Source organism: Arthrobacter sp. P1_A5 (assembly GCF_056406825.1).
Window position 1 is genome coordinate 1 of the sequence record NZ_JBFTZL010000230.1, and the last position, 5,032, is coordinate 5,032.

6 protein-coding genes are annotated in these 5,032 nt (G+C 70.0%); 4 read left to right on the top strand and 2 right to left on the bottom strand.

What is annotated here, in order from left to right; translation table 11 throughout:
* The 4 genes from AC1D1S_RS19210 to AC1D1S_RS19225 all read left to right on the top strand — a co-directional run.
* Positions 1 to 1,109 (top strand): sensor histidine kinase (locus tag AC1D1S_RS19210; protein ID WP_476995217.1); only part of this gene is annotated, 1,109 nt, incomplete at its 5' end.
* Positions 1,110 to 1,199: 90 nt separating this feature from the next.
* Positions 1,200 to 1,919 carry a LytR/AlgR family response regulator transcription factor gene (locus AC1D1S_RS19215; RefSeq protein ID WP_243179625.1) on the top strand — a complete coding sequence of 240 codons (720 nt, stop codon included), beginning with the start codon at positions 1,200 to 1,202 and terminating at the stop codon, positions 1,917 to 1,919.
* Positions 1,916 to 2,323: a DUF485 domain-containing protein gene (locus AC1D1S_RS19220; RefSeq protein ID WP_243179626.1), complete on the top strand. Its 408-nt coding sequence runs from the start codon at positions 1,916 to 1,918 to the stop codon at positions 2,321 to 2,323. The genes AC1D1S_RS19215 and AC1D1S_RS19220 overlap by 4 nt, the downstream gene beginning before the upstream one ends.
* Positions 2,324 to 2,389: 66 nt before the next feature.
* Positions 2,390 to 3,865, top strand: a complete 1,476-nt coding sequence (locus tag AC1D1S_RS19225) for a sodium/solute symporter (RefSeq protein ID WP_243179627.1) — start codon at positions 2,390 to 2,392, stop codon at positions 3,863 to 3,865.
* A gap of 163 nt (positions 3,866 to 4,028) precedes the next feature.
* Here AC1D1S_RS19225 and AC1D1S_RS19230 read toward each other — a convergent pair whose 3' ends face one another.
* Both AC1D1S_RS19230 and AC1D1S_RS19235 read right to left on the bottom strand, forming a co-directional pair.
* Positions 4,029 to 4,655 carry a DivIVA domain-containing protein gene (locus tag AC1D1S_RS19230; protein WP_476995218.1) on the bottom strand — a complete coding sequence of 209 codons (627 nt, stop codon included), beginning with the start codon at positions 4,653 to 4,655 and terminating at the stop codon, positions 4,029 to 4,031.
* A gap of 31 nt (positions 4,656 to 4,686) precedes the next feature.
* Positions 4,687 to 5,032, bottom strand: a 346-nt coding sequence (locus tag AC1D1S_RS19235; RefSeq protein ID WP_476995219.1) for a phosphatidate cytidylyltransferase, incomplete at its 5' end; no start/stop codon positions are given.

Genomic DNA, 5,032 nt, shown 5'->3' on the forward strand with positions numbered 1-5,032 from the left:
GCACCGATGCGGAGCGGGCCACCTACCAGACGCTGCATGCCGCATCCCGTGCCGGCCAGCACCTGAGGACCGGCCTAAACCCGGCCGGCGCGGCCAAGGCCAGCAAACAGCTGCGCAGCCTCCTGGGCTGTGACGCCCTGGCCATCACGGATACAACCGGCGTGCTCGCGTGGGACGGCGCCGGCGAGGAACTCAAACCTGCCCTGATGGGGCTCGCGTCTAAAGTGTTCGAAGGCGGCCACCTCGCCGTCATTCCGGCGGGCGAACTCCAGCTCCTGGCCGCCGGCGACGGCGGCGTGACGCTGGCGCCGGAGGTGGAGCGCGCCGTCGTGATCGCCCCGATCAAAACCGGCGCGCGTGTGGTGGGTGTGGTGGCCGCCTTCGCGCCGGCCGCCGGCGCCGGACTGGTCCGCGCCACCGGCGAGGTGGCTGACTGGGTGGCCACCCAGGTGGAACTCGCCGAGCTCGACGCCTCCCGCACCCTCCTGATGGAGGCGGAAGTCCGGGCCCTCCGCGCCCAGATCAGCCCGCACTTCATTTACAACTCGCTGAACGCGATCGCCTCCTTCATCAACACGGATCCGGTCCGGGCGCGCGAGCTCGTGGTGGAGTTCGCCGATTTCACCCGCTACTCCTTCCGCCGCCACGGCGACTTCACCACCCTGGCCGAGGAACTGCGCTGCATCGACCGCTACCTGCTCCTGGAACGGGCCCGCTTTGGCGACCGCGTGCAGGTCAGCCTGCGGATCGCTCCGGAGGTCCTGAGCACGGTGATTCCCTTCCTGAGCCTGCAGCCGCTGGTGGAAAACGCGGTCCGGCACGGCCTTGAGGCCAAGGAGGGCCCGGGGCACATCTCCATCACGGCGAACGACTCGGGGGCGTTCGCGGAGGTGACGATCGAGGACGACGGCGTGGGCATGGACCCGGACCAGCTCCGCTCCGTCCTTGCCGGGCACAGCGACGGCGACCACGTCGGATTGCGCAACGTCGACGCCCGCCTGCGGCAGGTCTACGGGGACGAGAACGGCCTCGTGATCGAGACGGCACCGGGCGAGGGCACCCTGATCACGATGCGCGTCCCCAAGTCCCAGCCCCGGCACGACGCCTGATTTCCGGTCGGTTCCCGGCGGTGTCGTGCCCGGCGGCAGTTGGCTGACGGGCTGAGCCGGCCACAATGGCCGCGGCAGTAGGCTAGTGGCATGATTAACGTCCTCGTCGCCGACGACGAGCTCCCCGCCGTTGAGGAACTGGCTTTCCTGCTCGGCAGGGATGACCGGATCGGCACCATCCACCGCGCTTCCTCGGGCGCCGAGGCCCTGCGGGCACTGGAGGCCGAAGAAGTCGATGTCATCTTCCTCGACATCCACATGCCGGCGCTGTCCGGGCTGGACATTGCCCGGGTCATCTCCCGCAGCGCCCACCCGCCCGCCGTGGTCTTCGTCACCGCGGACGAGGACTGCGCGCTGGAGGCCTTCGAGCTCGCGGCTGTGGACTACCTCCTCAAGCCCGTGCGCGCCGATCGGCTGGCGAAGTCGATCGGCCGGATCAGCGAGCTGCTCAAGGACGGCGCGCCGGCCCCGGAAATGATCACCGTGGACCTCGGCGGGACCACCAAGATGATCCGGCGCGAGGACGTGACGTACGTCCAGGCGCAGGGCGATTATGCACGGCTGCACACGGCGGAGGCCAGCTACCTCATCAGGGTTCCGCTGGCCGACCTAGAGCAGCAGTGGGCCGACGCCGGGTTCCTGCGCATCCACCGCTCGTACCTGACCGCCTTGGGCCACATCAGCCACATGAAGCTCGCCGCGGCGAGGCCCAGTGTCACCGTGGCCGGGGCCGAACTGCCCATCAGCCGCAGGCACCTCCCGGCGGTCCGGGAAAAGCTCGAAGCAAGCCGTATCCGGCCGCAGGCATGACGCGGGTCCGGGTCACGGCGCCGCGCAGCGTCACTTCGGGAAGTGTCACACCGGGAAGTGCCGCATCGGGCAGCGCCGCCCTGACCGGCGGGCGCTCTGCGGCGGCCTCACAGGAGGCGGCAGAGGAATCCGACGCCGGGCAGCTGTTCGTCCGCTCCCTCATCCGGTCCCAGCTCCGGCTGGGCCTCGTGGTGGCCCTGGGATTCCTGCTGATCATGCTCGCCTTCCCGCTTGTGCTGGGGCTGGTCCCGGGCCTTGCGCACTCCACCATTGCAGGCCTGCCATTCGACTGGGTCCTGCTGGGTGCCGGCATCTATCCGGTGATCGGTCTCAGTGCCTGGCTGTATGTGCGGACCGCGGCAAGGAACGAGGCCCGCTACCGGGACCTCGCTGGCGACAAGTGAGGGACTGGTGAGGGCCCAGGTGAACGGCCCGGCGGGCGGCCACGCACGGGGCCGGGTGAGCGGAACGTGAACCCCGTCGTCGGGGTGGCGGCGTTCGCCGCCGTCTCGCTTGCCACGGCAGTCATCGGTTTCTACGGGCTGCGGATCTCGCGCACCACGGGAGACTTCTACGTGGCGTCCCGGACGGTCAAGCCGTGGTGGAACGCCTCGGCGATCGGCGGGGAGTACCTCTCGGCCGCCAGCTTCCTGGGGGTCGCAGGGCTGATCCTACTCTCCGGCACCGACGCCCTGTGGTATCCGGTGGGGTACACGGCCGGCTACCTGATGCTGCTCCTGTTCGTCGCCGCTCCCCTGCGCCGGTCCGGGGCCTACACGATTCCGGACTTCACCGAGGCGCGCCTCGATTCGCGTGCCGTCCGCCGCGTCACAAGCCTGGTGGTGGTCCTGGTCGGCTGGCTCTACATCGTCCCGCAGCTGCACGGCGCTGCCCTGGCCATCCGGATCACCACCGGGCTGCCGGCGTGGGTGGGCCCGGTGGCGGTGGTCGGCGTCGTCTGCTTCACCGTGGTGGCGGGCGGAATGCGCTCCATCACGTTTGTCCAGGCGTTCCAGTACTGGCTCAAGCTCACCGCGCTGGCGGTGCCCATCGTGTTCATGCTGCTGGCGCTGGGCGGCGGGGACTCCGCCGCGGCGGAGTTGCCGCCGCCCAGTACGGCCAACCCCACGGCGCTGGCGCCCGCGGGCCCCTACCAGATCATTTCGCTGCTGGTGGCCCTGCTCTTTGGCACGCTCGGGCTGCCGCACGTGCTGGTCCGTTTCTACACCAACCCGGACGGGCAGTCCGCCCGCCGGACCACCCTGATTGTCCTGGGCCTGCTGTCCGTCTTCTACTTGTTTCCGACGGCGTACGGCATGCTCGGCCGAGCGTTCGCCCCCGACCTTGCCCGGAGCGGCCAGGCTGATGCCCTGGTTCTGCTGCTGCCCGGCCGGATGATTGGCGGGGTGGCCGGCGACTTGCTGACGGCGCTTGTGGTGGCCGGAGCGTTCGGGGCGTTCCTGTCGACGACGTCCGGCCTGGTGGTCTCGCTGGCCGGCGTGATCAGCCAGGACGTGTTCGGCGGCAGTGTCCGGGGCTTCCGGCTGGCAGCAGTGGTCTCGGCCATGGTCCCGCTGGGGATCGCCTCGATGACCGAATCGCAGGCACTGGCCGGCAGCGTGGGGCTTGTGTTTGCCTTTACCGCGTCCACGATCTGCCCGGTCCTGCTGCTGGGCATCTGGTGGCGGGGGCTGACGGACGCCGGGGCTATCGCGGGCATGGTGACCGGCGGCGTGCTCTGCGGCAGTGCGATGGTGGCCGGCTCGGTGCTGGGTGCTGCGCAGACGCCGTCGTGGCTGGCACAGCCCGCCGCCTGGACGGTGCCGGCCGCGTTCGCCGTCACGATCCTGGTGTCCCGGGCCACGCGGGGCCGGGTGCCGCGGACAATGACACGGCTGATGACCCGGCTGCACACCCCGGAACGGCCGCTCGCGACGGAACGGTGACCCTGCCGTGCTGACCCGGGCGGGGCTCCGGCAACGCTGACCCTGCGGTCGCGATCCGGGCGGGGCTCCGGCAACGCTGACCCTGCGGTCGCGATCCGGCGTCGGTGACCCGGCCGGGTGGTTGGCCGGTGGGGCTCCAGGCGTGGGTCCGCGCGGGGCGTGACTAGTCGATGGCCGCCATGAGCTCGACGGCGCGCTCCAGGAATGCGTCGACCTGGCTTTCCTCGTAACCCTCCCGGCCCACGGCGGGACGGAACACGGAGCGCCGGACGTTGTCCACGCTCAGCGGCTGGTCCTCCTCGAGGTAGCCGATCAGCTCGTGGCAGAGGTCGTCGACGTCGGTGGTGTTGTAGCTGCGGGCCTTTGGCTTGGACGGGCGCCGGAAGCGCTGGCCGTCCGGGCGGTGCAGGCGCCCGCGCAGGACGCCCGCGAGCCGGCCGATTTCGCGCAGCCAGGCATCCTCGCCGCGTTCGGCAACGAGCTCATCGCGCTCGCGCCGGGCGAGGGCGTCTTCGAGCCGGTCCAGCGCGGCGTCCACGCCGGCGGCGGCGTAGCCGCCCTTCACGGGATCGAAGGACACGGCGCGGACGTCCGAGCTCTTGATGGCGCGGGAGGCCGCGGACGGAGCTTCGAATGACACCCGTGCGCGCTGCAGGAAATCGTCGACCTGCCTGGCGTTGTAGCCATACTGGTTCCGCTGCACGCGGTCAAAAGACGCAGGAATCTGCCGTTGAATGTCCACTGTTACTTTGTTCCTTTGATGCCGTTCGGCTGGTTTGCTCGGCACCATTCTAGGCGCCGGAAGTGCTGGTCCGGTGCTTCTAGGCGGCTGTGAGGGCCGAGAACAGGATGAACGCCACCGGCGAGGCGAAGACAATCGAGTCCAACCGGTCCATGACGCCTCCGTGTCCGGGGAGGATGCTGCTCATGTCCTTGATGCCAAGCTCGCGCTTGACCATGGATTCGGCGAGGTCGCCGGCAGTGGCGGCCGCCACCATGCCCACGGCGAGCACGACGCCGAACCACCACGGTTCGCCCAGCACGAAGATCATGGCGAGCACGCCCACGACGACGGCCCCGGCGATCGAGCCGGCGAAGCCTTCCCAGGTCTTCTTGGGGCTGATCTTGGGGGCCATCGGATGCTTGCCCAGGGAGGCGCCCACGAGG

Coding starts and splice junctions, on each gene's coding strand:
- AC1D1S_RS19215 (WP_243179625.1), top strand. CDS start 1,200: ATGATTAACGTCCTCGTCGCCGACGACGAGCTCCCCGCCGTTGAGGAA.
- AC1D1S_RS19220 (WP_243179626.1), top strand. CDS start 1,916: ATGACGCGGGTCCGGGTCACGGCGCCGCGCAGCGTCACTTCGGGAAGT.
- AC1D1S_RS19230 (WP_476995218.1), bottom strand. CDS start 4,655: ATGGTGCCGAGCAAACCAGCCGAACGGCATCAAAGGAACAAAGTAACA.